The organism is Bacillus cereus, from assembly GCF_002577405.1.
Taxonomy (GTDB): Bacteria; Bacillota; Bacilli; order Bacillales; family Bacillaceae_G; genus Bacillus_A; species Bacillus_A cereus_AU.
Genome location: NZ_NULR01000002.1, coordinates 44,136 through 68,025, shown reverse-complemented (window position 1 = coordinate 68,025; position 23,890 = coordinate 44,136). Strand labels below are relative to the sequence as shown.

Genomic DNA, 23,890 nt, shown 5'->3' with positions numbered 1-23,890 from the left:
AATTAAATTGTTCCTAGTATAAATATAGAAGTAAATTATGAGGTGGAAATAGCAACTAGAGATAAAAATTTCATTAATTTGAAAAACACGAGTATTCAAAAGGTTATTCGTAGTGCCTTCTCAGGAAAGTACAAAGGAGCAAATAAAAAGTACATTAAACAAATTTTAGGGAATTGGGCGGATGGAGAAACGACACTTTCAGAACCTGTACCATCCCAATATTGGTATAAGCAGAAGAAAGCGCGTAAAGATCGTGTGCGTAGTCATTGATATTAGTGGGAGCAAGATATCATTAGCTTCTTAAACACGCAGAAGAACACAGAAAAAGGATTTGTATACTTTATTATGCGAAGTGCTACGGATCCCAAGAAGTACATTAAACAGTGTATTAAAGAAATCTAAACAAATATATATCCATGTAAACGGTCAAGGAAGTCAAAGACAAACAGGACTGTCTACTTTTAGGAATAATAGTTACATTCACGGAAAAATCCATATTATTATGTTACAAACACTTGTAATAATTAAAACACCTGCATTGTGCAATACAAGGTTGTAGTAGCACCACTGTAACATAAAAGTTGCAAGTGCTGCTATTTCCATGAATATCGGTAGCCGTACAAGTTACGGTAGTGGTTCCCACATTAAAAAAGGAGCCGGATGGTGGGAAGCAAGTCACCGAAGCTACACCACAGTTCGCGCTTGCAGTAGGTGCAAAGTTGACTATAGGTTCTACCTGACAAGGTGCAATAGCTACAGTAATGTTGGCAGGACAATTGATGATCGGTGGTTCAGTATCGTTTACTGTGATGGTAAAGGAACATATAGCTGTATTTCCCGATGCGTCCGTGGCTGTACAAGTCACAGGAGTGGTTCCTACAGGGAAGAAGGATCCAGAAGCTGGCGAACAGGAAAAAATTACATCTGGACAGTTATCTGTAACCGTAGGTTGAAATGTAACAATAGCACCGCGTTTACCAGGATCATTTGCCTTTGTAATATTGTTAGGACATTGGATTTTTGGTGGTTCGGCATCATTTACTGTCACGGTAAAGGAACATGTAGCTGTGTTTCCCGATGCGTCCGTGGCTGTACAAGTCACAGGAGTGGTTCCTACAGAGAAGAAGGATCCAGAAGCTGGCGAACAGGAAAAAGTTACACCTGGACAGTTATCTGTAACCGTAGGTTGAAATGTAACAATAGCACCGCATTCACCAGGATCATTTGCTTTTGTAATATTGTTAGGGCATTGGATTTTTGGTGGTTCAGTATCGTTTACTGTAACCGTAAAAGAGCATTCTCCAGTTCCTCCACAAATGTCAGTAGCAGTGCAAGTGACAGTGGTTTCACCCACTGGAAATAGGGATCCAGAAGCAGGGCTGCAGCTAAAAGTCACTCCAGGACAGCTAGTACTTACAGTTGGCGGTGGATAGTTCACTATCGCCCCACAAACACCCGGGTCATTATCCTGAGTGATATTACCAGGACAGCTGATGGATGGGATCCGTTCAAGATCACTGATGTTGCCAAAGATATCTTGACTGTTGTTGCTCCGAGTGTCAGTCCATACTGAGATTAACTTTTCCGGTTCCGGCAAAGCTGGAGGAATAAAGGCAGAAAAGATATAATCGCCTATAAATGTGCACGGATTACCAAAGGAAGGATCGGCGTTAGGGTCAAAAGAAACGTCTGTTATCCGTGTATTTGTAAATGTGGCTCCACCATTAGTCGAAACTGCTAAAAAAACATCTAGAAGAGAAGAAGATTCCCGGTTTGTATAGTAAATCACGGTTACGGTGCCACTACATGGGGAAACTGCTACAAACGGGAAAAAATTTTGGGTATTCTCAGGACTATTATCAACACGTATTGGGGCTGACCATGTGGCTCCGCCATTATCGGAGAAAGACAAAAGGATATGAGCATTTGTTGGGTCGTTAGCCTGCCATACAGCATACACCCTCGCAAAGTTTGCAGAGCCAAAACATTCTGATCTATCTACCGCGAGAAAAGCAAAGGTAGGTACACGGAATGCCCAGGTAGGAACCGCTGGAGTTAGAGGATCAGGAACTCGAATAATAGCACTGACATTAACGGTGGGACCGAATGTTACCCCGCCATCATCTGATCGGCGAATTCGAAACGTGGCGCTAGTGAAATCTCCCTCAATCCAAGCAACATATACTTCCCCATTCGGACCTACTTGAACATTTGATCCTTGTACAAAGGGGGTAGGTGCTCCTGCAATTACCCCTGAGATTGCAACTGGTGCCAGCCATGTTAATCCACCATCTACAGATCTTTGAAGTAAAATTTGTGAGGTTTGTGGACTATTAGCAAACCTCGTATAGCTAATATAGGCATTCCCTACAAACGGACTTGTTGGTGTCTTGTCGAAGGCAAGATATTCTTTATCATCTAAGAAATTGTTATTTATTCCAGAAACATTAATGGCATTAGAAAAAGTTGCTCCATCGTCAACTGACCGATAAACAATAATGGATGCCCTATCTACTGTTGCTGAAACCGGTTGAACAGCGATACCAGCTAATAACCACCTATTGTTTAGATCGGCGTCTATGATTGGGTCGCTAGTATTTCTAAATCCTGCTGGTACTGGCAGAAAATTAGTCGTGAATGTGGTACCTCCATTAGTGGATCGATATAATCCAAATTGAGGAAACCCACTTGGAAGCGTATAGGCGTGAGAAGCAGCGATAATTGACATTGGATTATTTGGATTGACCCCAACAGTAGGCTCATTTTCAGGATCTCCATTTAATGTTGAGATTCGAAAATCAGTTGAGTCCACTTGCTGTATTGATATGGATGAATTATCTCTATTTTCTCTATGTCCATTATTTTGGTTTATAATTTGTTGTCTTTGTGGTGCACTCATTTTATTAGATAAACTTTCTTCTAACATGAAATACTCACCTTCTTATTATTTTTAATCGAGCTTGTCTAATATTTGGAATATAAATCAAACTGTGCAAAATATTAGTTCGCACACTATAGTATATGAACTTCTAAAAATAGGGTTTGGACAAACTCTCATTTATTTAAAATCCCCCCTAAAATGAAAAAACATGCTATCCTTTCTGTAGAATCAAAGGAAAGGAACAGCTAGTATTGGGGATTGAACGAGAAGTAGTAGCGTGGTATCGAAGCTCAAAAACGTAGGTTAGATTATTTCACTAATACGGACTTTAGTTGAAGAACAAGCCATAATAAAATGGCTGTTTAATATATTAGTCATGTATAATATATTAAACAACTTATGTTCTTTTTTTCTAAATTTAATAGATAAGATGAATATAAGAATTAGAGGAGGGGGAAAATTGAGATTTTTCACGATATTCGCATCAAGGAACGATACAAATGATATAGAAGGTTTCATTATTAAAGTTTTCCAAAATGGATTCAAGGTTGAACGCAATAAAAACGAATATACTATTCAATCGAAGAGACTATTTGGCAAAAATAAAATTATTATTCGGGTGGATTCTGAAGAATCATCTCCTGATTATTTTTCCAATAATATTCCTGGAATGATGCACATGTACGATCAAATTGCATTTCAAGAAGAACGTCTTAAGAAGATGGTTTTGGCACAGATTTCTGTAATTAATACCATGATCGCTATAGAGACGAAGAAGGATTATAGTGATGACTACGTGGAGCTGTTTCTTAAATTACTTAATCAGGTAAACGGTATTGGTTTTATCCCTGATCGAACTCTCATCGGGAAGGATGGACAAGTAATCGTATTTCCAGATGGATCCTCTGGTCCTTCAGAATTTACTCCTCACGCATGTACGAAAAAAATAACGGGACAGAATAGTACTTCTACCGATGGGGAAAAAAGAAGACAGAAATCGATAAGCTACCTGCAAGATAAAGGGATTCCATATATCGAAGGGTTGCCTCAATTACCTCCTTTGACAAGTATTCAGTTAAGAAGTCGAGAAGAGATTACGAAGAGAGCGGTAGCTTTGTTGATTGTCATACAATATGCTTGTGATGTTGCCCAAGAAGGTGATTTGAAAACTTCCAAAGAGTTCGTCATGGAGCTGCTGAACAAATTCGATGTGGTTGAATCATTAACGAAGCAGGAAAGAAATTTCCTAAATTCAGAGCACCCTGACCAGAAAGAAGCCATACAGATTACATGGCAGTATGAAGCCCAATGGGTTTTACTTTGGTCAATAGGTCTCGTGAATACACTGAAATTTCCAAAAGATATCTGTGATTGTCATTACGCAATTAAACTTGTTTCTGATTGTAGTTCTTTTAATGAATTTTATCAACAAACAAGATTACGAAGTGCAGAAGAGATTTTGGACGAGGCCGACCTTATTTATCGGCTTCATTGGGCTTGTGTACATGATAGAATTAATGAGGGAGAAGCAACTGCAGGTATGCAGGAAAGTATTGTTATTGAAAGACGAAGGGGCTTGTTCTGGCTAATCAATCATAGAAATGAAAATTGGGACTGCATTTCGATGGATACATAATCTACATTCTTTGTTTTGTAGAGCTTTTTTATTAAGGTTCCATAAACGATGTTTAATGTTTGTTATTGAACGGCTTTGTTATTGTTACTACAAAAAGAACAAAAAGAATGAATCAAATATAAATCGATTTACATGTTTCAAGAGCATCTATATTGAGTTTATAAATATACACAATAAGGTTTCATTGTATATATTAAGTGTAGTAGAAGTTCAGTTAGATAAAATTCGGTAGTCGAAATTTCTTGCATAAAGCTGTATAATGCTTGTAACGAAAAGGAAATACAGGAAAGGATATGTAATGAGTTACTATGGATAAAGATAAACAACAATTAAGCGTTGAAGTTGCAAGATTATATTATCAATCAGATTATAGTCAGCAAGAAATTGCTAATAAATTAAATATTTCAAGACCGACTATCTCTAGATTATTAAAGTACGCGAAGGAAAAAGGATTTGTTCAAATTAGTATAGCCGATCCATTTGCTGATTTAGATAACGTTGGAAATTTACTGAAAGAAAAATACAACTTGTTAGAGGCACATGTCGTATTTTCTCCGGTTCCAGAATATGCAACGATTACAGAATATATTAGTAAATATGCAGCTGAGTATATGGAAAAGACTGTTAAAAACGGTGATATCGTTGGTGTAAGCTGGGGAATGACGATGTATGAAATTGCTAGAAAAATTGTACCGCAACATGTAAAAGGTGTAGAAGTTGTCCAATTAAAAGGCGGTATTAGTCATTCGAGTGTAAATACATATGCGAATGAGACCATTGCTTTATTTGCAGAGGCTTTTCAAACGACACCACGAAATTTACCGCTCCCAGTTATATTTGATAATGCAGTGACAAAAGAATTGGTAGAGCAGGATCGACATATTCATCACATTATCGAAATGGGGAAACAAGCAAATATCGCAATTTTCACTGTTGGAACAGTGCGAGATGAAGCGTTATTATTCCGATTAGGATATTTCGATAAGGATGAAACGAACATTTTGAAAAAACAAGCTGTCGGTGACATTTGTTCACGTTTCTTTGATGGAGACGGAAATATTAGTAGTGAAGAAATTAATAAGCGTACCATTGGAATTGAGTTAGAGGAACTGAAATTAAAGAAACGCTCAATTTTAGTTGCTGGTGGTAATAGAAAAATAAAAGCAATTGATGGTGCGTTACGTGGCGGCTATGCAAATGTATTAATTATCGATCAGCATACAGCGAAAGAATTGTTACATTATTAAAAAAGTTAGTAATAAAAGGCTTTCTCAAAANNTTTTGAGAAAGCCTTTTATTTTAGTTGTGCATGAATGAAAAAGATTCCTTTTTAAAAAATAATTATGGATATTGAGATACATACTACCAGTGTTAACATTAAAGTTTTGACTTTAACATGTGATCTATATCAGTTGTTTTTCAGCTAGATTGCGTTTCATTCAATGCAAGAAGCGCCTTTTCGGAAAAGGTTGAACAAAATTTCAAAAGTGTATTTACATTTGTTCAACTAAGAGTTAGAATGAAGTTGTTAAAAGATATGAGGAGTGAATATAATGAACATTGCAAAGTTAATTGATCATACAATTTTAAAAGCTAATTCTACAAAAGAAGATGTTATGAAAGTAATCGAAGAGGCAAAAGAATATAAATTTGCTTCAGTTTGTATTAATCCTACATGGGTAAAGCTAGCTGCTGAAGAATTAGCTGGACATGATGTAGACGTTTGTACTGTAATCGGTTTCCCATTAGGAGCAAGCACGACTGAAACAAAAGCATTTGAAACAAAAGATGCTATCGCAAAAGGTGCAACTGAAGTTGATATGGTAATCAACGTAGGCGCTTTAAAAGATGGCGACAACGAACTTGTTGAAAAAGACATTTATGAAGTAGTACAAGCAGCAAAAGGAAAAGCTCTTGTAAAAGTAATCATTGAAACTTGTCTATTAACAGATGAAGAAAAAGTACGTGCTTGTGAATTATCAGTAAAAGCTGGTGCTGATTTCGTAAAAACTTCAACTGGATTCTCAACTGGCGGAGCAACTGCTGAAGACATCGCATTAATGCGCAAAACAGTAGGACCAAACGTGGGTGTAAAAGCATCTGGCGGCGTTCGTACACGTGAAGATGCAGACAAAATGGTAGCTGCTGGAGCTTCTCGCGTTGGAGCAAGTGCTAGTGTTGCAATCGTATTAAACGATGCAAAAGGTGCTACAGATAACTACTAATTACTAATGAATTAAAGAGCACTAGATACGCGTTTCAAGTAAATTGTATCTAGTGCTTTAACAATTGAAAAAAATGTAAGCGGATACGAAAGGGAGAAGACGGCTTATGAAATATTTAATAGGTATTTTCGGCCTCGTATTGATTTTAGGTATCGCTTGGCTTGCTAGTAATGATAGAAAGAAAGTCAAATATCGCCCAATCATAACGATGGTTATATTACAGTTCATTTTGGGGTTTTTATTATTAAATACAAGCGCTGGGAATATATTAATTAGCGGAATAGCAGATGGTTTTGGAGAATTATTAAAATATGCTGCTGACGGTGTGAATTTCGTGTTTGGTGGATTAGTAAATCAAAAAGAGTTTTCATTCTTTTTAAGTGTATTAATGCCAATCGTATTTATATCAGCTTTAATAGGTATTTTGCAACATATTAAAGTATTACCTATTATTGTGAAATCTATCGGTTTAGCATTAAGTAAAGTAAATGGGATGGGGAAACTAGAATCGTATAATGCGGTAGCTTCTGCGATTTTAGGACAATCGGAAGTGTTTATTTCCGTTAAGAAACAACTAGGATTATTGCCAGAGAAAAGAATGTACACATTATGTGCATCTGCGATGTCAACAGTATCTATGTCTATCGTTGGATCGTACATGGTGTTATTAAAACCGCAATATGTTGTAACCGCTTTAGTGCTTAACTTATTTGGTGGTTTCATTATTGCTTCTATCATTAACCCGTACGAAGTTACTGAAGAAGAAGATATGTTAGAAGTACAAGAAGAAGAGAAAAAGACCTTCTTTGAAGTATTAGGGGAATACATTATAGATGGATTTAAAGTTGCGATTACAGTAGCGGCTATGTTAGTTGGTTTCGTTGCTCTTATCGCATTCATTAATGCATTGTTTAAAGGTGTAATCGGTATCTCATTCCAAGAAATTCTTGGTTATGTATTTGCACCATTTGCATTTATTATGGGTGTGCCTTGGCACGAAGCAGTTAATGCCGGTAATATTATGGCAACAAAACTTGTATCGAATGAATTTGTAGCTATGACAGATTTAGCACAAGGAAACTTCAATTTCTCAGATAGAACAACAGCGATTATATCTGTATTCTTAGTTTCATTTGCCAACTTCTCTTCAATTGGAATTATTGCAGGAGCGGTGAAAAGCTTAAATGAAAAACAAGGAAATGTAGTCGCAAGATTTGGTTTGAAATTACTTTTCGGTGCAACATTAGTAAGTTTCTTATCGGCAACAATCGTTGGCTTATTATTTTAACAGATTCATATAATATGAAAAGGAATGGTGATTATAATGAGAATGGTAGATATTATTGCGAAAAAACGTGACGGAAAAGAATTAACGACTGAAGAAATCAAATTCTTTATTAATGGATATACAGATGGAAGTATTCCGGATTATCAAGTGAGTGCACTTGCAATGGCAATTTTCTTTAAAGATATGACAGATCGTGAACGTGCAGATTTAACAATGGCAATGGTTGAATCTGGAGAAACGATTGACTTATCAGCAATTGAAGGAATTAAAGTAGACAAACATTCAACTGGCGGTGTTGGTGACACAACAACATTAGTATTAGGACCATTAGTTGCTGCTTTAGATGTACCTGTTGCGAAAATGTCTGGTCGTGGTTTAGGACATACAGGCGGAACAATTGACAAATTAGAAGCAGTAGAAGGATTCCACGTTGAAATTACGAACGAGCAGTTCATCGATATTGTAAACCGTGATAAAGTTGCTGTTATCGGACAAACTGGAAACTTAACACCAGCTGATAAAAAGATTTATGCATTACGTGATGTAACAGGAACAGTAAACTCAATTCCATTAATCGCAAGTTCAATTATGAGTAAAAAAATTGCAGCAGGTGCTGACGCAATCGTACTTGATGTAAAAACAGGTGCCGGCGCATTTATGAAAACAGAAGAAGATGCAAAAGAATTAGCACATGCAATGGTACGTATCGGAAATAATGTTGGACGTCAAACGATGGCTGTTATTTCAGATATGTCACAACCTCTTGGTTTTGCGATTGGTAATGCCCTTGAAGTGAAAGAAGCAATCGATACATTAAAAGGCGAAGGTCCAGAAGACTTAACAGAATTAGTGCTTGTATTAGGTAGCCAAATGGTTGTATTGGCGAAAAAAGCAAATACATTAGAAGAAGCACGTGAAATGTTAATTGAAGTTATGAAAAACGGAAAAGCAACTGAGAAGTTTAAAGAGTTCTTAAGCAATCAAGGCGGAGATAGCTCGATTGTAGATCATCCAGAAAAAATGCCACAAGCGAAATATGTAATTGATGTACCGGCTAAAACTTCAGGCGTTATTTCTAACATTGTTGCAGATGAAATCGGTATCGCAGCTATGTTATTAGGTGCAGGCCGTGCGACAAAAGAAGATGAAATCGATTTAGCAGTAGGTTTAATGTTACGTAAAAAAGTTGGCGATGCAGTAAAAGAAGGCGAGCCGTTCGTAACGATTTATGCAAATCGCGAAAATGTAGAAGATGTGAAAGCTAAAATTTATGAGAACATTTCTATCGCTGAAACAGCAGTTGCTCCAAAATTAGTTCATACAGTTATTACTGATTAATCATCATTACATTTACTTTCAGGGGGAAATAATATGGATAAGAAAAAATATATTGAAGAAGCAAATAAGATGTTATCAAAAGCGTATATTCCGTATTCTAAATTTCCAGTTGGTGCAGCATTAGTTACGAAAGAAGGTAAAATCTATGCTGGTTGTAATATAGAAAATGCTTCTTACGGTTTATGTAACTGTGCAGAAAGAACAGCGATCTTTAAAGCAGTATCAGAAGGTGAGCGTGATTTTAGTTACTTAGTTATTACAGGAGAAACGGACGGGCCGATTTCACCATGTGGTGCTTGTAGACAAGTAATTGCTGAGTTTTGTGATCCGAAAATGCCTGTATTACTAACGAATGTAAAAGGTGATGAAAAAGAAGTAACTGTTGAACAGTTACTTCCAGGCGCTTTCTCAATTGAAGATTTAAAATAAGTGAAGAATCCATTTCGCAATCAATTGATATGCTCCCCATTAGGTAGACAGATAAAAAATAAAAATCTGTTTATCTAAGGGGAGTATTTTCTTATGGCTCGAATGAAATATTCTAAAGCTGAAAAATTGGCTATTTTAGCTCTTTATAAAGATGGTCATCAATCAATAGCTGACATTGCTGATAAATTCTTGATTGATACTGGGACAATTAGAGATTGGGAGAGAAGGTATGAAGCGAATGGTGAAGATGGCCTAGAAGAAGCACTTTCTTGGAAGCGTTATTCAAAAGAGTTAAAGTTAGCAGCCGTCAATGATTATCTATCTGGACACTATTCGTTAAGCAAGGTTATCCAAAAATACAATATATCTAGTACTGCGGTTTTGAGAAAACGGATTAAAAAGTCTAATAGTCATAGAGAATTAAATGATACCGGTAAAGGAATGACATACTCTATGACAAGTAGAAGAAAAACAACGTTAGAAGAACGAATTCAAATTGTAGTAAAGGGAATTACTGTTTTATATGGTTATAGATATGCATCACCACGGTAAAATTATTACGACATTTAAACAAAATACTACGCCCTTCACTTCGATTCGGTTTTATTATGTATGTGTTTCATTAAAAAAATGTTTTCGACTATAGAATGAAGTATTAGACTGTTAAAAAATAGTTGTAGACTGAAAAGGTGTTTTCCATAAATCCCGATATAGGAAGTTTCCCTCCATATCTAAAGTGTTATGCAGTAAGCCCTCTACCGTGTTATGGAGAGGGAGTTAGTTTTGTGAAAACTCTACACGCTCAAAGTGTTCAACTGTTGGAAATGGATCATAAAAGTGATGCAATAATGCTTTCCACTCTTGATATTGTTCAGATTGACGAAATCCTATCGTGTGGTCTTCTAAAGTTTCCCATTGCACAAGGAGCAAATACTTTCCTTTATGCCCCATACAGCGTTGTAATTCATGATTTATGTATCCTTGCATGGAAGAGATGATTGAGGATGCTTGCTTAAATACTGATTCATACTCCGTCTTCATAACGTCTTTTACTTGCAACATGACTGCTTCTAAAATCATTTTGAATCCCTCCTTTTCCTAATTGTACCATTTAGGGAAAGGGATGTATCATGTCTTTTTGGTTGTATATCATATTCATGATCGGTAGCAAGGAAAAAGAAGGAACCCTACTTTCACAAGAGAATCTCATTTTTCCGTTCTATGGTGCTATGCATCTCTCAATACACACCAGTTCTTCTCAATATTAAATTCTTCTATATGATTGTTAAGATAGAAGAGATATGTTAATGTATGGAAGGGGAACGTTAATGTATTGAAGGGGTGGTTTTATGAAGTTTGGTAAAAAGGGATTATTGGTTGTAGCAAGTTTAAGTCTTTTTGCTTTATCTGCGTGTGGAAAATCTGCAAAAGAAACAGTTGTTTCTTCAACAGAAAGCATTTTAAATGCAAAACAAATGGAATCAAGCGGTTCAATTTCTATTAAACTCGATTCTAATGCGAAAGATATGAAACCGGAAGATAAAGCGGCAATGGATATGTTAAAAAACATATCAATTACAGTTGATTCAAAAACAGATAAAGATGCAAAAAAAGATGAAATAACAATTGGTGCAAATATTAAAACAGATGCAATGAAAATGGATATATCGATTCCAATGCTTATGGATGAAGGGAAAAAGGCTTTATATGTAAAAGCGAATAATGTAAAATCACTATTACAATTAGCTGGCATTCCTAGTGATAGTTTTTCTACTCTAGAGGGAAAAGTTATCAAAATGGATATGAAAGATTTAGGAGAAGTAGATACAAAAGAATCTACGGAAATCCAAGAGAAAGTACAGAAATCGTTATTAGATGCAATCAAAGCGCTTCCTGAAGACAACTTTACAAAAAAAGAAGATGTATATACTGTGAAATTAACAGGTAAAGATTTAAAAGCAGTGATTGAAAAGGTATTTGATGAAATATCTACAATGAAAAACTTCACTGGAACAAAACAAGAAATTGCAGACTTTAAGAAAGAATTGGAAGGTGCAAACCTTGGTAAATCTTCTGTTTCTTTAATTTATACAATGGATGGAAAAACAATTAAAAAACAGGATGCAGTAATTCATTTCGAAGCAAAAAATCCTAAAGATGAAAAAGAAACATTTAAATTTGATATGAATATTAATTCTGATATCAAATCTATTGATAAACCAATCAAATTCACATTCGATACTTCTGAAAAGAACATTGTTCCAATGGATGAGTTGCAAAAAATGATTGGTGAATTTATGAATCAATTCATGATGAATAGTGAATTGGATGGTGGGAAAGTAACTCCTGTTCAACCAGTTCCAACAGAACCTGCAGCATAAAAATACCCCTTAAGGGGCATAGCTATTAAGTTAACAAAAATAAACCAGNNCTGGTTTATTTTTGTTAACTATAGAATATAAGCTTTCCTATTTGATATATTCCAATAGGATCTCAATATATATTTTTTAGAGGTATGTTGAAGTGGATTTTGATATTCTTGGGTTATACTAATATGCTTTTCTACCAATTTTTAAAAGACACATAAAGAAACGATAACCCGTGCTTGACATTTTCTTTTACGTTAAATCAGTCTTGTCTCATGTGCAAGTGATTCTAAAATAGAGGTATTAAAAGACTTTAGGCTAACTAAATTGTGTGCTAATTCAAGAGAAATTAAACCACCTATCCCCTAAAGAATATAGGGAACAGATGGTTTAGGTGTTTTTTCATGTACTACTATTCGGGTGCACAAATCTCTATTTTTTTATGCAGATGCTAGGTTTCTTCGTTTTGTTGGTGGTACCTCATCGCCATTAGGCTAAGCTTATATAAGTTTAATTTCAAGTGGATCGAAGGTTATCATTTCATTTTTTTAGGAGCAGAGGCTAAACCGGCGTATATTTCCGACGAGCAGATCAGTTGGTTGGATAGTACGCTAGCTTCAAATGCAGACCCAAACAAGCCGATTTTTCTGTTCTTGTATCAGCCATTAGATTCAACTGTATCAAAAACATATCCTTCTTATAATTATGTCGGAGTTGATTTTGTAAAGTAGTAGAAAATCAAGGGTATTTTGACGAAATATCCACAGGCTATTTTAACAACAGGGCATGTCCATGAAGATATGAAATTGCAAGGCAATTTATATAACAAAGAATTCTCAGCAGTAAGAGATGGATGTGTTACATGTGGTCAGGGTTTAATATTTGACGTATATAATGACAAGGTGAATATTAGGGGCAGAGACTTCAACACTTTGACAACAATTTGGAACGGTACGGTACAACTGAAACCGAATAAAATCGGCGTGTACGAAGCTGAAGATGGTGCGTTCGCTTACACAACCATGAGCGATGACGTCAATGTGTTTAGTAGTAAGGTTGTCAATATGAACGATGGACGAGCATATTTAGAAATGCTTAAGATTGACGGAGGAACTTCAGGCGGTAAAAAATATTGAAAATAAGGTATGCGACTGACGCTACCAATAGTACCAAGAGCTTAATATGTAAACGGAGAAAAGGTACAGACACTCCGCATTCCAACTACCAGGGGCATGAGTTCCTATAGTGACGGTTCTACACGGAATATGAAGGTAAGTGCTGACAACATAACCGGCTTTAAAAGTATTGCTGAGGAAATGGGTCAGACCGTAACGTATACGGTAGATGGAAAAAAGTATTTTTATTATTTCCACTGTCTACTTGACAGGGAGCTGTTCAAATAGTTGTGAAATGGATTTTTTATTTTCGAAAATAGAATGTAATGTTTTGTTCATACTCCGTTCATAATCTGTACGTAAAATGATTGCATCGAATATGGAAAGTTTACAGCAGGAGGAGTATAATGAAGAAATTATATAATGCAGCATTCATGTACTTAATAATTGGTTTATTATCAGGTGTATTTGCAAGAGAGTATACGAAAGCACAAGGAATTAAAGGTTCTACTATGTTGCAATTAGTGCATACGCACGTATTAGTATTAGGATTCATATTCTTTTTGGTCGCTTTCGCTTTATTTAAAGTATTTCAAATGCAAGATACAAAAAGTTTTCGTGCATGGTTTGTTGTTTATAATATAGGACTCATTTTTACTATTGCTACAATGGTATTTAGAGGTCTTCTACAAGTAAACGGAACTGATTTTAACGGTTTAAGCCATATGGCTGGATTAGCTCATGTCATTATAAGTGTTGGGCTCGTTTGGTTTATGATTTTGCTTAAAAAGTCTTTTAAATAGGTAGGAGTGGAGAATATGAATGTAGCACTTTTATCAAGTATCGTAGCAGTTTGTATGGCTGTTGGAGTAATGTTTCTACGTTTTAAAGCAGCGAAAAAACCCGTAACGAAAAAGAAAATTATATTACCACCGTTTTTTATGAGTACTGGTGCTGTGATGTACTTCTTACCAGAGTTTCGGTTAACATCATTAGAAATAGTAGAAGCAATTGCAGTAGGGCTTATTTTCTCTATATTTCTTATTAAAACAACGAAGTTCGAAGTAAGAAACGAACAAATATATATGAAACCGTCAAAAGCATTTATATTTATTTTAGTTGGGTTATTAGCAGTGCGAGTAGCAATGAAATCGTATTTAAGTCAATCGATTGATTTAGCGCAGTTAAGCGGAATGTTTTTCTTACTCGCATTTGCGATGATTGTATCGTGGAGAATTGCGATGTATCGCTCATATGTTAAATTAGAAAAGACAATAAAAAGAGCTGGAATTTCTATATAGGAATTCCAGCTTTTTTATGTTTTATTGAAATTTTTTAGCGCGGAACTCATTTACTAAATTTCAAACGATCTTGAGCGTCTTGTAATGCAAATGGTGTAACATTAATACCATTTGGATCAACAATTTTTGTGTTTAATAAAATGGAATCTAAGCTTCCGCGAAATGTTTTTGTATAGTTTTGTCGCAACATTTGTTGTTCTTGTTTTTCATCAATTGTTAATCCAGATGTTCTTTCTTTTTTTGCTAATTCGTTAATACGGAATAAAATGTTTTGCATTTGTTTTCACCTCTAGTTAGATTTAATTAAATTAGTTACTTACTAATTTATAGTTATTGTAACGCTTAATTTTTATTATGTCAATACCGTCTAAAAAGGTTAAAAATTGACGAAAAATTATAACAATAATAAAATAAATAACAGAAGACAATTAGCTTTACATACATAGAACGCTAGGGGGATTATTATGAAATCAACATTTTTTGCTCAAAATAGAGAGCGACTAACGAAAACATTACCAGATGAGTCCATTACTATTTTATTCGCTGGACAAGCACCTCACATGTCAGCTGATGGACATTATAAGTTTGTGCCGAACCGAAATTTTTACTATGTAACAGGAATCGATGAGCCAAATGTTATTTTCATGTTGAAGAAGTTTGAAAATAGTGTAGAAGAAACACTTTTCATTGAAAAATCAGATCCAGTGATGGAAAAATGGGTCGGTAAAACAGTTTCTAGTGAAGAAGCAGAGAAAATTTCAGGTATAAAGAAAGTTGTATATTTGGATAGCTTTGAAAAGACAATGTCAAATATACTTTTTACAGAAAATGTGAAGCACATCTATTTAGATTTAGAGCGTCGTGAGTGGAATGGTACGGAAACAAAAACTTTAGCGTTTGCTAAACATATAAGAGAACAATATCCACACGTTTTAATTGGTAATGTATATCCGAATATTTGTGAATTACGAGTGTTTAAAACAGAGGAAGAAATTGAAATCATTAAAGAAGCAATTGCTGTAACGAAAGATGGTATTTACAATGTGCTAAAGCATGCAAAAGCAGACATGATGGAATATGAATTAGAAGCTTATTTTGATTTTACGCTGAAATCATCTGGCATTAAACACCATGCGTTTCATACAATTTTGGCGAGTGGTAAAAATGCTACAGTCCTTCATTATGAAAATAATGATGCACAAATTCAAAATGGTGATTTAGTACTGCTTGATTTAGGTGCGCAAAAAGATTACTACAATGCTGATATTAGTTACACATTCCCAGTTAGTGGAACATTCTCTAGTCGTCAAAAACAAATATATAATATTGTGTTAAAAGCATTGAAAGAAACAACTGAACTTATTAAGCCAGGAGTAAAGTTTGCTGCATTAAATGAGCATACAAAAAAAGTACTAGCAGAAGAGTGTAAAGCAATTGGCTTAATTCAAGAAGACGAAGAATTGTCTAAATACTATTATCATGGAGTAAGCCATTTCCTTGGTTTAGATACGCATGATGTAGGGACATACAAAGATAGAGTGTTAGAAGAAGGGATGGTTATTACGATAGAGCCAGGTCTATATATTGAAGAAGAAGCAATCGGTATTCGAATTGAAGATGATATTCTTGTAACGAAAGATGGGTATGAAAACTTATCAAAAGATATCATTAGAGAAGTTGAAGAGATTGAAGAGTTTATGAGTGGAAATAATGCTCATGTAAAGGAAAATCAGTCTGTAGTTAAATAATAAGAAAAGGTAACCGCTACGTTATGGGTTACCTTTTTTGCTATTGAGAAACTAAGTATCATTTCTTTTTAAGAAACAACGTCATAATAAATACAAGAACAGCTAATACAGTAGTTACGAGGAAAGCATCTTGCATACCTAAAATACTTGCCTCTTGTAAAGCCTCTACTTTTGGTAATTTCCCCATTAAGTCAGGTAAATAATTTTTCGTTTGTGTAGACATAACGGTTGTTAATAATGCGGTACCAATTGCTCCTGAAACCATGCGAGCAGTATTTGCTGCTGCTGCACCATGACGACTCATAGAAGGAGGAAGCTGGTTTAACCCAAATGTCATCACGGTCATCATAATGCAAGAAATCCCAAACATAAAAGTAGAGTAAAGGACAGTGACATATAATAAACTTGAATCTAAACTTAAATTTGTATAGAACCATGAAGTGACTATAATCGTAAGCATACCGACAAAAGTTAATAGTCGTATACCGTAACGATCTAAAATAATACCAGTTATAGGAGACATAATTCCCATCACAATTGCACCAGGTAATAAAATTAACCCAGTTTGAAGTGTGGAGTGCCCTAAAATATTTTGAATATAAACAGGTGTTAAAAGTTCTACACTATACATCGCAAGCGCAATAAAAGCTCCAATTCCAATTGTTAGTGCAAATTGCTTGTTTTTAAACACAGATAGGTTAAGCATAGGTTGTTCAGCGACTAATTCTCTCCAAATAAATAGACTAATAAAGATGACTCCAATGATGATAGTAACGATTACTTCATTTGCACTCCATCCAAGACTTCCAGCCATAGAAAATCCATATAATAACGAGCCTAAGCCAATTGTTGATGTAATTATACCTAACAAATCAAATTTAGGATTACTTTTTTCTGTAACGTTACGTAAAAAGAAGAAAGCCAGAATTAAATCAATTATGCCAATAGGGATAATGATATAGAATAGAACTCGCCAAGAATAGTGCTGTAGAATCCATCCTGATAATGTGGGGCCGATAGCTGGTGCAAATGTCATAGCGATACCAATCATCCCCATTGCTTTGCCTCGTTTTTCAGGTGGGTACAAACTAAAAATAACAGTTTGTACGAGTGGCATCATTACACCAGCACCTGTTGCTTGTAGTAATCTTCCCACTAATAAAATTGAAAAGTTAGGTGCGATGGCACTTACAATTGTACCAATTGAAAAAAGTGCAACAGAACTTATAAATAACTGCCTTGTAGAAAATTTTCCGATAAGATACGCGGTGATGGGAATTACGATTCCATTCACCATAATAAATCCAGTACTCAACCATTGAACGGTATTTACATCTAATTGAAATACTTTACTTAATTCGGGAATTGCGACATTTAATAGCGTTTGGTTTAAAAGAGTCATAAATGACCCGAGAACAAAAATAGATAGAATTAATAACCTTGCTTTACTGCTCATATTTAATGAGTTGAATTTATGTTGAGTCGCTTCTATGATAATCATCTCCATTTATAGTGTATAAAATAAAAATTTCCGCAATCTTTTACATATAAAATCCCTCCGAAATATATTTTTAGTTTCTAAAATTCAATAATGAAGAAAGATATAATGGTTGTCAACGCAACTATTATATCTTTCTATTAAAGAAGTTAAATTGAAAAATAAATATATTAGTTGTTAACGCAACTAATATTACGGTAAAATTATAAATGAATCAAGTTTTAGGTTTTTAGAGGGAATACTCCAATACTTTACATGAATGTTACAATTCAAATATGTATAATAATTGTATCAGCAATGTAATCTCAGAAAGGGGATTTACAAATGAATATAAACGATAAAGAGTCAGTTGGACGTTGGATTTCATTACTACATAGATATGGAAATGTGTATATAAATGAACAATTAAAAGAGTTTAATATTGGAGCAGGACAATATCAATTTTTGGCAGTGTTGTACGAAAATGAAGGTGCATCTCAAGATGAAATAGCTTCCATACTAAAGGTTGATAAAGGAACAGCTGCAAGAGCGATAGCTAAATTAGAAAAGGAAGGTTATGTAGAAAGAAAAGTATTTACAGTTGATAAACGTATAAAAAAATTATATTTGACGGATAAAGCATATACATTTGAAGCAAAACTAACTGAAATTTTATTGGGCTGGAAAAACATTTTAGTCGAAGATTTATCTACTGAGGAGCAAGAATATGTATTGAAATTATTTAAAAAGATGGCTGGAAATGCTGAGGTTTCTCTTGCTAAAATTAAATAATCAAGTAAAAAACAAAGTCTTTCCCATCATATTCGTATAACGGGAAAGACTTTGTTTTTTTACTGATTTCTATATGATATAAAGCAGTTATCTTAATGGATAGCTGCTTTAGTCATTTGATTATCTAGTATTAATGCGTGTGTTGATTATGCTCGTATGAAGGAGGATTATGATCTGGAAATGTTACGAATACAGAAATAAGGATGACTACACTAATGGAAAGTAATAATGAAAAACGTCTGTGGATAAAAGTAGAAAAGGTTTCAGATAAAAGCTGAATCATACATGACATAGTTATCGTTATAGTAAGCAGAAGGCTAATGAACAATATGCTATGGGCTTGTTGCGCATTTAGCATTTCTGTAATCATAGCTCCCATCATACTGGCCATTAATCCAGAGAACATTCCTTCTAATGCAGTATACAGATGAAAACGTAGACCAACAAAAAAACCGATAAAGCTACTAATTAAAATAGCAAGCAAAGTAGAATATAGTAATTCTCCCTTAAAGAGAATCCCTAAATAAAAACCAATACTTAACCCGATACTCATACTAAAAGACATAATAAATACCATATACTCCATTAGGGTACCCCTGCGTTTAGAAACATATGATGTAATAAAAATCGAGATACAACAAAGTGTTAAGGCAGTTAATGTATAAGCAAACATCATGATACCTCCCTGTCCGATCATTCACTTCATCATATGTTCATAGGGAGAGTACTTATGCTTATTTATATCTGCATATTATCTGCACAATTTCAGGAATGGAAGCAAGTAGGAGCTTCATGTTTCAGGGCTTCTTTTTCGTTTGTGAGCATGCGAAAGAAATTGTTATATAATGAGTTTCTATTGTGAAGCCATGAAGAATAAGCGTATAATATTATAGTTATCCCATTACTCGGAGTAACCCGCGAATGATAAATAAGATTGTTGTTTTATCATCGCTTCTAAACATATATACAACGAAAGTAACACTGGAATACAGATAGGGAGTTATAAAATGAAATTAATTATTGCCGAGAAACCAGATCAAGGTTTGGCTCTTGTTTCACAGTTTAAATATCGCCGGAAAGATGGGTATTTAGAAGTAGAAGCAAATGAGTTATTTCCAAATGGAGCGTACTGTACATGGGCAATTGGTCATTTGACGCAGTTATGTAATCCAGAACATTATCACGCAGAGTGGAAGAAATGGTCACTTGATACGTTACCTATGATTCCTGAACGCTTTCAATTTGAAGTAACAAAGTCAAAGTATAAACAATTTAACGTTGTGAAACAGCTGTTACATAATCCTCAGGTAACAGAAATTATTCACGCGGGCGATGCTGGGCGTGAAGGGGAATTGATCGTACGAAACATTATTAATCTTTGTAACGTGCAAAAGCCGATGAAACGACTTTGGATTTCCTCTTTAACGAAGCAAGCTATTTATCAAGGTTTTAAAAACTTACTTGATGAATCGGATACAATTAATACGTACTATGAGGCGTATACAAGATCTTGCGCTGACTGGGTAGTTGGTATGAATGCATCACGCGTCTTTAGTATTTTGCTAAAGAAAAAAGGAATGAACGATGTATTTTCAGCTGGTCGTGTACAAACACCGACACTCGCATTGATTGTAAAACGTGAGAAAGAAATTGAAAACTTTAAATCAGAGCCGTTTTGGGAAGTGTTTGCAACCTTTAATATAGAAGGAAAGAAGTATGAGGGGAAATGGGAGAAAGATAGTGAATCTCGCTTAAAAGAACCTGATATGGCAAATAAAATTGCGGCATTTTGTCAAGGGAAACCAGCTGAAGTGAAGGAAATGAAAACGGAGCGTAAAGAGTTTCAACCACCGCTTTTATTTAATTTATCATCACTACAAGCAACGGCAAATAAAGCATTTAAATTTTCACCGAAAAAGACACTTGATATAACGCAAGCACTATATCAAAAAGGGATAGTGTCTTATCCTCGTTCGGATTCTAACTATGTTACACAAGGAGAAGCAGCAACATTCCCTGATATTTTACAGAAATTAAGTCAATTCGATGAATATAAAGGCTTATTACCAGCACCAATTGAATCAATTATGAACAATAAGCGTTATGTGAATGAAAAGAAAGTTACAGATCACTACGCCATTATTCCGACAGAGCAAGTTACAAACCCAAGTAGATTATCGGGTGATGAAAAGAAAATTTACGATATGATTGTAAGAAGACTCATTGCTGCTCACTATGAAGTCGCAATCTTTGACTATACAACAATCATTACGCTTGTAGATGAACGTGCTGCATTCGTTTCAAAAGGAAAACAGCAAATTCAAGAAGGATGGCGTAAAGTTATTTTCCAAGACGATAAAGATGACGAAACGATTCTTCCAATTGTAGCTGAAGGTGAACTAGGAAAAGTTGTAAAGGTGAAAGTGAAAGAAGGAAAAACACAGCCACCGAAGCGTTATACAGAAGGACAACTTATTACGTTAATGAAAACGGCAGGAAAGTATTTAGAGAATGAAGAATTAGAGAAAGTATTAAAGAAAACAGAAGGTTTAGGTACGGAAGCGACTCGCGCTGGAATTATTACGATGCTGAAAGACCGTAAATATATAGATGTACAGAAAAACCAAGTGTATGCGACCGATAAGGGGAAAGTATTAATTACCGCAATCGGTGACAAAATACTAGCTTCTCCAGAAATGACGGCGAAGTGGGAGCAACGCCTTGCTGAAATTGGAGAAGGTACCGCATCACCAGCTACATTTATGGAACAAACGAAAAAGCTATCAGCGAAAATTATTGAAGATGCGGTGGAAATGTCTGAGAAGTGGGATTTCACTGGATTACATGTTGAATCAATTGAGCGAAAAGGATCGAAATTTACAACAGGTAAAAAGGTTGGTAGCTGTAAAAAATGTGATGGTGATGTAGTCGATAAGTCGACATTTTACGGTTGTGCTAACTATAATACAACACAATGTGATTTTACTATCTCGAAGAAGATTTTAAGCAAAACAATTTCGCAAAAGAATATGACAAAGCTCTTAAAAGGTGAGAAGACCGATTTAATTAAAGGTTTTAAAAAAGGCGAGAAAACGTTTGATGCGAAGTTAGAATGGAAAGATAATAAGATTAATTTTGTGTTTGAGAATTAATGAAGAAAAAGAGCATGACAATTCATTGTCATGCTCTTTTTTATGTAAATAACTTACTGTATAGAATCGCTGTAATTTTATTTTTGTACAATTTGCTGTTTTTTCTTAATTAGCAACAAAACTTGTGAAACACAAGCAAGTACTGGCAGTTCAATCAACGGCCCAATAACGAGTGCAAGTGCAATAAGAGGCTCGTCTGGAAAAGCGGTCACAGCAATAGCGAGCGCAACAGGCGAGTTTCTCGCTAATGTTGTTAAGTTTAGACTTACTGTATCTTTATATGATAAACGCATAATGCGTCCTATGAATTGTCCTATTAAAAAATTAATTACGAAAAACAATAGAACGGGAATTAGTAATAATAACACAACATTCATATTTTGAAGTAAATATTTACCTTGTGATGCAAACATCGCTACAATGGCTAAACTTAAAAATACAATTTGTGCAGAGCTGAAAAATGGAATGAGTTTATTCTCAAGTGTTTCAGCTTTTTTTATTTTATGCATAATAAATTTTGTAGCGTGTGCTAGTAAAAATGGTAAGACGATTACGATAACAATACTTTCTACTAAAACAGAAACCGCTACAGTCTTCATTACACCTGCAAATAAAAATAAATAAACGGGTAGCAATAATACTTGTAAAATTAAATTCACGGGTAAAATCGCTGTGGAAAGTGCTACATTTCCTTTCGCTATTTCAGTAAATATTAAGTACCAATCTGTACATGGAGTAACCATGAGCATAATAAATCCAACCCAAAGTGCTGGATGATCTGAAAGAAATAGTGCGCCTAATCCCCAAGCGAGGAAAGGTGTCCATAAAAAGTTAATGGCAAGGCTTGTTCCAGCAAACTTTAAGTTGCGAAATCCATTTTTTATATCCTTTAATGGGATGCTGAGAAATAGTCCATATAGCATGAAAAATAAGAAGGGGACAATAAATTTCTCTGAATACATATGTATCATATTAAATTGTCCTAATATAACTCCGAATATAACAGCTGCAAGAATGATAAAGGTTTGAATCTTTTCTAAAGTACTCATTAATAAATCCTCTCTATTGGTGAATTTCCCTCTCTAGTTGTATTATACAAGGTATTTCACGTATGTGTTTTCGAATTTATCATTTTGACTGGGGGAATATATTTCTTATTTATTTTTAATTCGAGATTTTTTTCTTTTTAAAAAGTTACTTGACTAAAGTAAGTGGTTGTAATATACTCACTTACATAAGGTAATTAAATAACAAAAAGTTTCGTCGGTTCAACTTAATAAGGTATCGATTGGAACCTTTTCTTAGAATAAGAATTTTTATGATGATGAATAATGAATATGAAAAGAAAGTTTAGGTGAGGCGAATGGGATTATTTAGCTCATTATTTGGTAAAAAAGAAGAAAATACAAAAGTAGAGGAGAATCAAGTTATGTCAAAAGTATTATTTGTAAAAGCAAACGATCGTCCAGCGGAGCAAGCAATTAGTTCAAAAATGTATGAAACATTTGTAAGTACTTATAAAGAAGCAAATCCAAATACAGAAGTGACGGAGTTAGATTTATTTGCACTAGATCTTCCTTATTACGGAAATGTCGCTATTTCAGGTGGATACAAACGTAGCCAAGGCATGGAGTTAACAGCTGAAGAAGAGAAGGCTGTAGCAACTGTAGATCAATATTTAAATCAGTTTTTAGAAGCTGATAAGGTTGTATTTGCGTTCCCATTATGGAACTTCACGGTGCCAGCACCATTAGTTACGTATATTTCATATCTATCCCAAGCTGGAAAAACATTTAAATATACAGCGAATGGTCCAGAAGGTTTAGCTGGCGATAAGAAAGTAGTTGTATTAGGTGCTCGTGGTTCAGATTATTCTTCAGAGCAAATGGCTCCTATGGAAATGGCAGTCAATTATGTAACAAACGTACTTGGATTCTGGGGCATTACAAATCCAGAGACAGTTGTAATTGAAGGACACAATCAATACCCAGATCGCTCACAACAAATTGTAGAAGAAGGTTTAGAAAACGTTAAAAAAGTAGCTGTGAAATTTTAATTACTGATAGTAAATAGAAAAACCAACATGGATGACCATGTTGGTTTTTTAGTCTATTTTCTATGTTAAAAAATGTATATTTATAA

At 34.8% G+C, this 23,890-nt stretch carries 22 protein-coding genes; 16 read left to right on the top strand and 6 right to left on the bottom strand.

Annotation, left to right across the window (positions count from 1 at the left end):
• Nucleotides 1–42: 42 nt before the first annotated feature.
• A complete protein-coding gene (locus tag COC96_RS27875; RefSeq protein WP_225316039.1) occupies nucleotides 43–270 on the top strand; it encodes a hypothetical protein in 228 nt (75 codons plus the stop codon).
• A gap of 235 nt (nucleotides 271–505) precedes the next feature.
• Here COC96_RS27875 and COC96_RS03475 read toward each other — a convergent pair whose 3' ends face one another.
• Nucleotides 506–2,926 carry an HYR domain-containing protein gene (locus tag COC96_RS03475; protein WP_098768310.1) on the bottom strand — a complete coding sequence of 807 codons (2,421 nt, stop codon included), beginning with the start codon at nucleotides 2,924–2,926 and terminating at the stop codon, nucleotides 506–508.
• Between the two features lie 415 nt (nucleotides 2,927–3,341).
• On the opposite strand from COC96_RS03475, the gene COC96_RS03470 reads away from it, so the two are divergent.
• The 7 genes from COC96_RS03470 to COC96_RS27870 all read left to right on the top strand — a co-directional run bounded on the left by COC96_RS03470 (nucleotide 3,342) and on the right by COC96_RS27870 (nucleotide 10,349).
• Nucleotides 3,342–4,517 carry a DUF4272 domain-containing protein gene (locus COC96_RS03470; RefSeq protein WP_098768309.1) on the top strand — a complete coding sequence of 392 codons (1,176 nt, stop codon included), beginning with the start codon at nucleotides 3,342–3,344 and terminating at the stop codon, nucleotides 4,515–4,517.
• A gap of 308 nt (nucleotides 4,518–4,825) precedes the next feature.
• A complete protein-coding gene (locus COC96_RS03460) occupies nucleotides 4,826–5,764 on the top strand; it encodes a sugar-binding transcriptional regulator (RefSeq protein ID WP_088231272.1) in 939 nt (312 codons plus the stop codon).
• 306 nt (nucleotides 5,765–6,070) lie between these two features.
• Nucleotides 6,071–6,742 carry a deoxyribose-phosphate aldolase gene (gene deoC / locus COC96_RS03455; RefSeq protein ID WP_016088364.1) on the top strand — a complete coding sequence of 224 codons (672 nt, stop codon included), beginning with the start codon at nucleotides 6,071–6,073 and terminating at the stop codon, nucleotides 6,740–6,742.
• A 106-nt stretch (nucleotides 6,743–6,848) separates the two neighbouring features.
• Entirely contained in the window at nucleotides 6,849–8,030 is a 1,182-nt protein-coding gene (locus COC96_RS03450; RefSeq protein ID WP_088231273.1) for a NupC/NupG family nucleoside CNT transporter, read from the top strand.
• A 36-nt stretch (nucleotides 8,031–8,066) separates the two neighbouring features.
• Nucleotides 8,067–9,368: a pyrimidine-nucleoside phosphorylase gene (locus tag COC96_RS03445; protein WP_002118293.1), complete on the top strand. Its 1,302-nt coding sequence runs from the start codon at nucleotides 8,067–8,069 to the stop codon at nucleotides 9,366–9,368.
• A gap of 33 nt (nucleotides 9,369–9,401) precedes the next feature.
• Nucleotides 9,402–9,797, top strand: coding sequence for a cytidine deaminase (locus COC96_RS03440; RefSeq protein WP_098267762.1), 396 nt, complete (start codon nucleotides 9,402–9,404; stop codon nucleotides 9,795–9,797).
• A gap of 93 nt (nucleotides 9,798–9,890) precedes the next feature.
• Entirely contained in the window at nucleotides 9,891–10,349 is a 459-nt protein-coding gene (locus COC96_RS27870; protein WP_257201453.1) for a helix-turn-helix domain-containing protein, read from the top strand.
• Between the two features lie 225 nt (nucleotides 10,350–10,574).
• Here COC96_RS27870 and COC96_RS03430 read toward each other — a convergent pair whose 3' ends face one another.
• Nucleotides 10,575–10,877, bottom strand: a complete 303-nt coding sequence (locus COC96_RS03430) for an antibiotic biosynthesis monooxygenase family protein (protein WP_098768308.1) — start codon at nucleotides 10,875–10,877, stop codon at nucleotides 10,575–10,577.
• A 269-nt stretch (nucleotides 10,878–11,146) separates the two neighbouring features.
• Between COC96_RS03430 and COC96_RS03425 the strand changes: the two genes are divergently transcribed.
• The 4 genes from COC96_RS03425 to COC96_RS03410 all read left to right on the top strand — a co-directional run bounded on the left by COC96_RS03425 (nucleotide 11,147) and on the right by COC96_RS03410 (nucleotide 14,579).
• Nucleotides 11,147–12,178, top strand: coding sequence for a hypothetical protein (locus COC96_RS03425; RefSeq protein WP_098768307.1), 1,032 nt, complete (start codon nucleotides 11,147–11,149; stop codon nucleotides 12,176–12,178).
• Between the two features lie 734 nt (nucleotides 12,179–12,912).
• Nucleotides 12,913–13,299, top strand: coding sequence for a hypothetical protein (locus tag COC96_RS03420; protein ID WP_098768306.1), 387 nt, complete (start codon nucleotides 12,913–12,915; stop codon nucleotides 13,297–13,299).
• Between the two features lie 386 nt (nucleotides 13,300–13,685).
• A complete protein-coding gene (locus COC96_RS03415; RefSeq protein WP_088231281.1) occupies nucleotides 13,686–14,081 on the top strand; it encodes a DUF2871 domain-containing protein in 396 nt (131 codons plus the stop codon).
• A gap of 15 nt (nucleotides 14,082–14,096) precedes the next feature.
• Nucleotides 14,097–14,579, top strand: coding sequence for a CcdC family protein (locus COC96_RS03410; protein ID WP_098768305.1), 483 nt, complete (start codon nucleotides 14,097–14,099; stop codon nucleotides 14,577–14,579).
• 46 nt (nucleotides 14,580–14,625) lie between these two features.
• On the opposite strand, the gene COC96_RS03405 is transcribed toward COC96_RS03410, so the two are convergent.
• Nucleotides 14,626–14,856, bottom strand: a complete 231-nt coding sequence (locus tag COC96_RS03405) for a DUF896 domain-containing protein (protein WP_088231283.1) — start codon at nucleotides 14,854–14,856, stop codon at nucleotides 14,626–14,628.
• A gap of 187 nt (nucleotides 14,857–15,043) precedes the next feature.
• On the opposite strand from COC96_RS03405, the gene COC96_RS03400 reads away from it, so the two are divergent.
• Nucleotides 15,044–16,327 (top strand): aminopeptidase P family protein, encoded by a 1,284-nt coding sequence (locus tag COC96_RS03400; protein WP_098768304.1) that lies wholly within the window; start codon nucleotides 15,044–15,046, stop codon nucleotides 16,325–16,327.
• 58 nt (nucleotides 16,328–16,385) lie between these two features.
• Here the strand turns inward: COC96_RS03400 and COC96_RS03395 are convergent, their stop codons facing one another.
• Nucleotides 16,386–17,783, bottom strand: coding sequence for a DHA2 family efflux MFS transporter permease subunit (locus COC96_RS03395; RefSeq protein ID WP_257201499.1), 1,398 nt, complete (start codon nucleotides 17,781–17,783; stop codon nucleotides 16,386–16,388).
• 366 nt (nucleotides 17,784–18,149) lie between these two features.
• On the opposite strand from COC96_RS03395, the gene COC96_RS03390 reads away from it, so the two are divergent.
• Nucleotides 18,150–18,596, top strand: a complete 447-nt coding sequence (locus COC96_RS03390; RefSeq protein ID WP_098768302.1) for a MarR family winged helix-turn-helix transcriptional regulator — start codon at nucleotides 18,150–18,152, stop codon at nucleotides 18,594–18,596.
• A 130-nt stretch (nucleotides 18,597–18,726) separates the two neighbouring features.
• Here the strand turns inward: COC96_RS03390 and COC96_RS03385 are convergent, their stop codons facing one another.
• Complete coding sequence (locus COC96_RS03385) at nucleotides 18,727–19,269, bottom strand: hypothetical protein (RefSeq protein ID WP_098768301.1); 543 nt, start codon at nucleotides 19,267–19,269, stop codon at nucleotides 18,727–18,729.
• A 334-nt stretch (nucleotides 19,270–19,603) separates the two neighbouring features.
• Here COC96_RS03385 and topB point away from each other — a divergent pair, with 334 nt between their 5' ends.
• The gene (gene topB / locus COC96_RS03380; RefSeq protein ID WP_098768300.1) at nucleotides 19,604–21,748 is read left to right on the top strand and encodes a DNA topoisomerase III; all 2,145 of its coding nucleotides are present in this window, start codon (nucleotides 19,604–19,606) and stop codon (nucleotides 21,746–21,748) included.
• Nucleotides 21,749–21,825: 77 nt separating this feature from the next.
• Here the strand turns inward: topB and COC96_RS03375 are convergent, their stop codons facing one another.
• Nucleotides 21,826–22,797: an arsenic resistance protein gene (locus COC96_RS03375; protein WP_098267754.1), complete on the bottom strand. Its 972-nt coding sequence runs from the start codon at nucleotides 22,795–22,797 to the stop codon at nucleotides 21,826–21,828.
• 314 nt (nucleotides 22,798–23,111) lie between these two features.
• Between COC96_RS03375 and COC96_RS03370 the strand changes: the two genes are divergently transcribed.
• A complete protein-coding gene (locus tag COC96_RS03370; protein ID WP_098267753.1) occupies nucleotides 23,112–23,804 on the top strand; it encodes an FMN-dependent NADH-azoreductase in 693 nt (230 codons plus the stop codon).
• The last annotated feature ends 86 nt before the right edge of the window (nucleotides 23,805–23,890 follow it).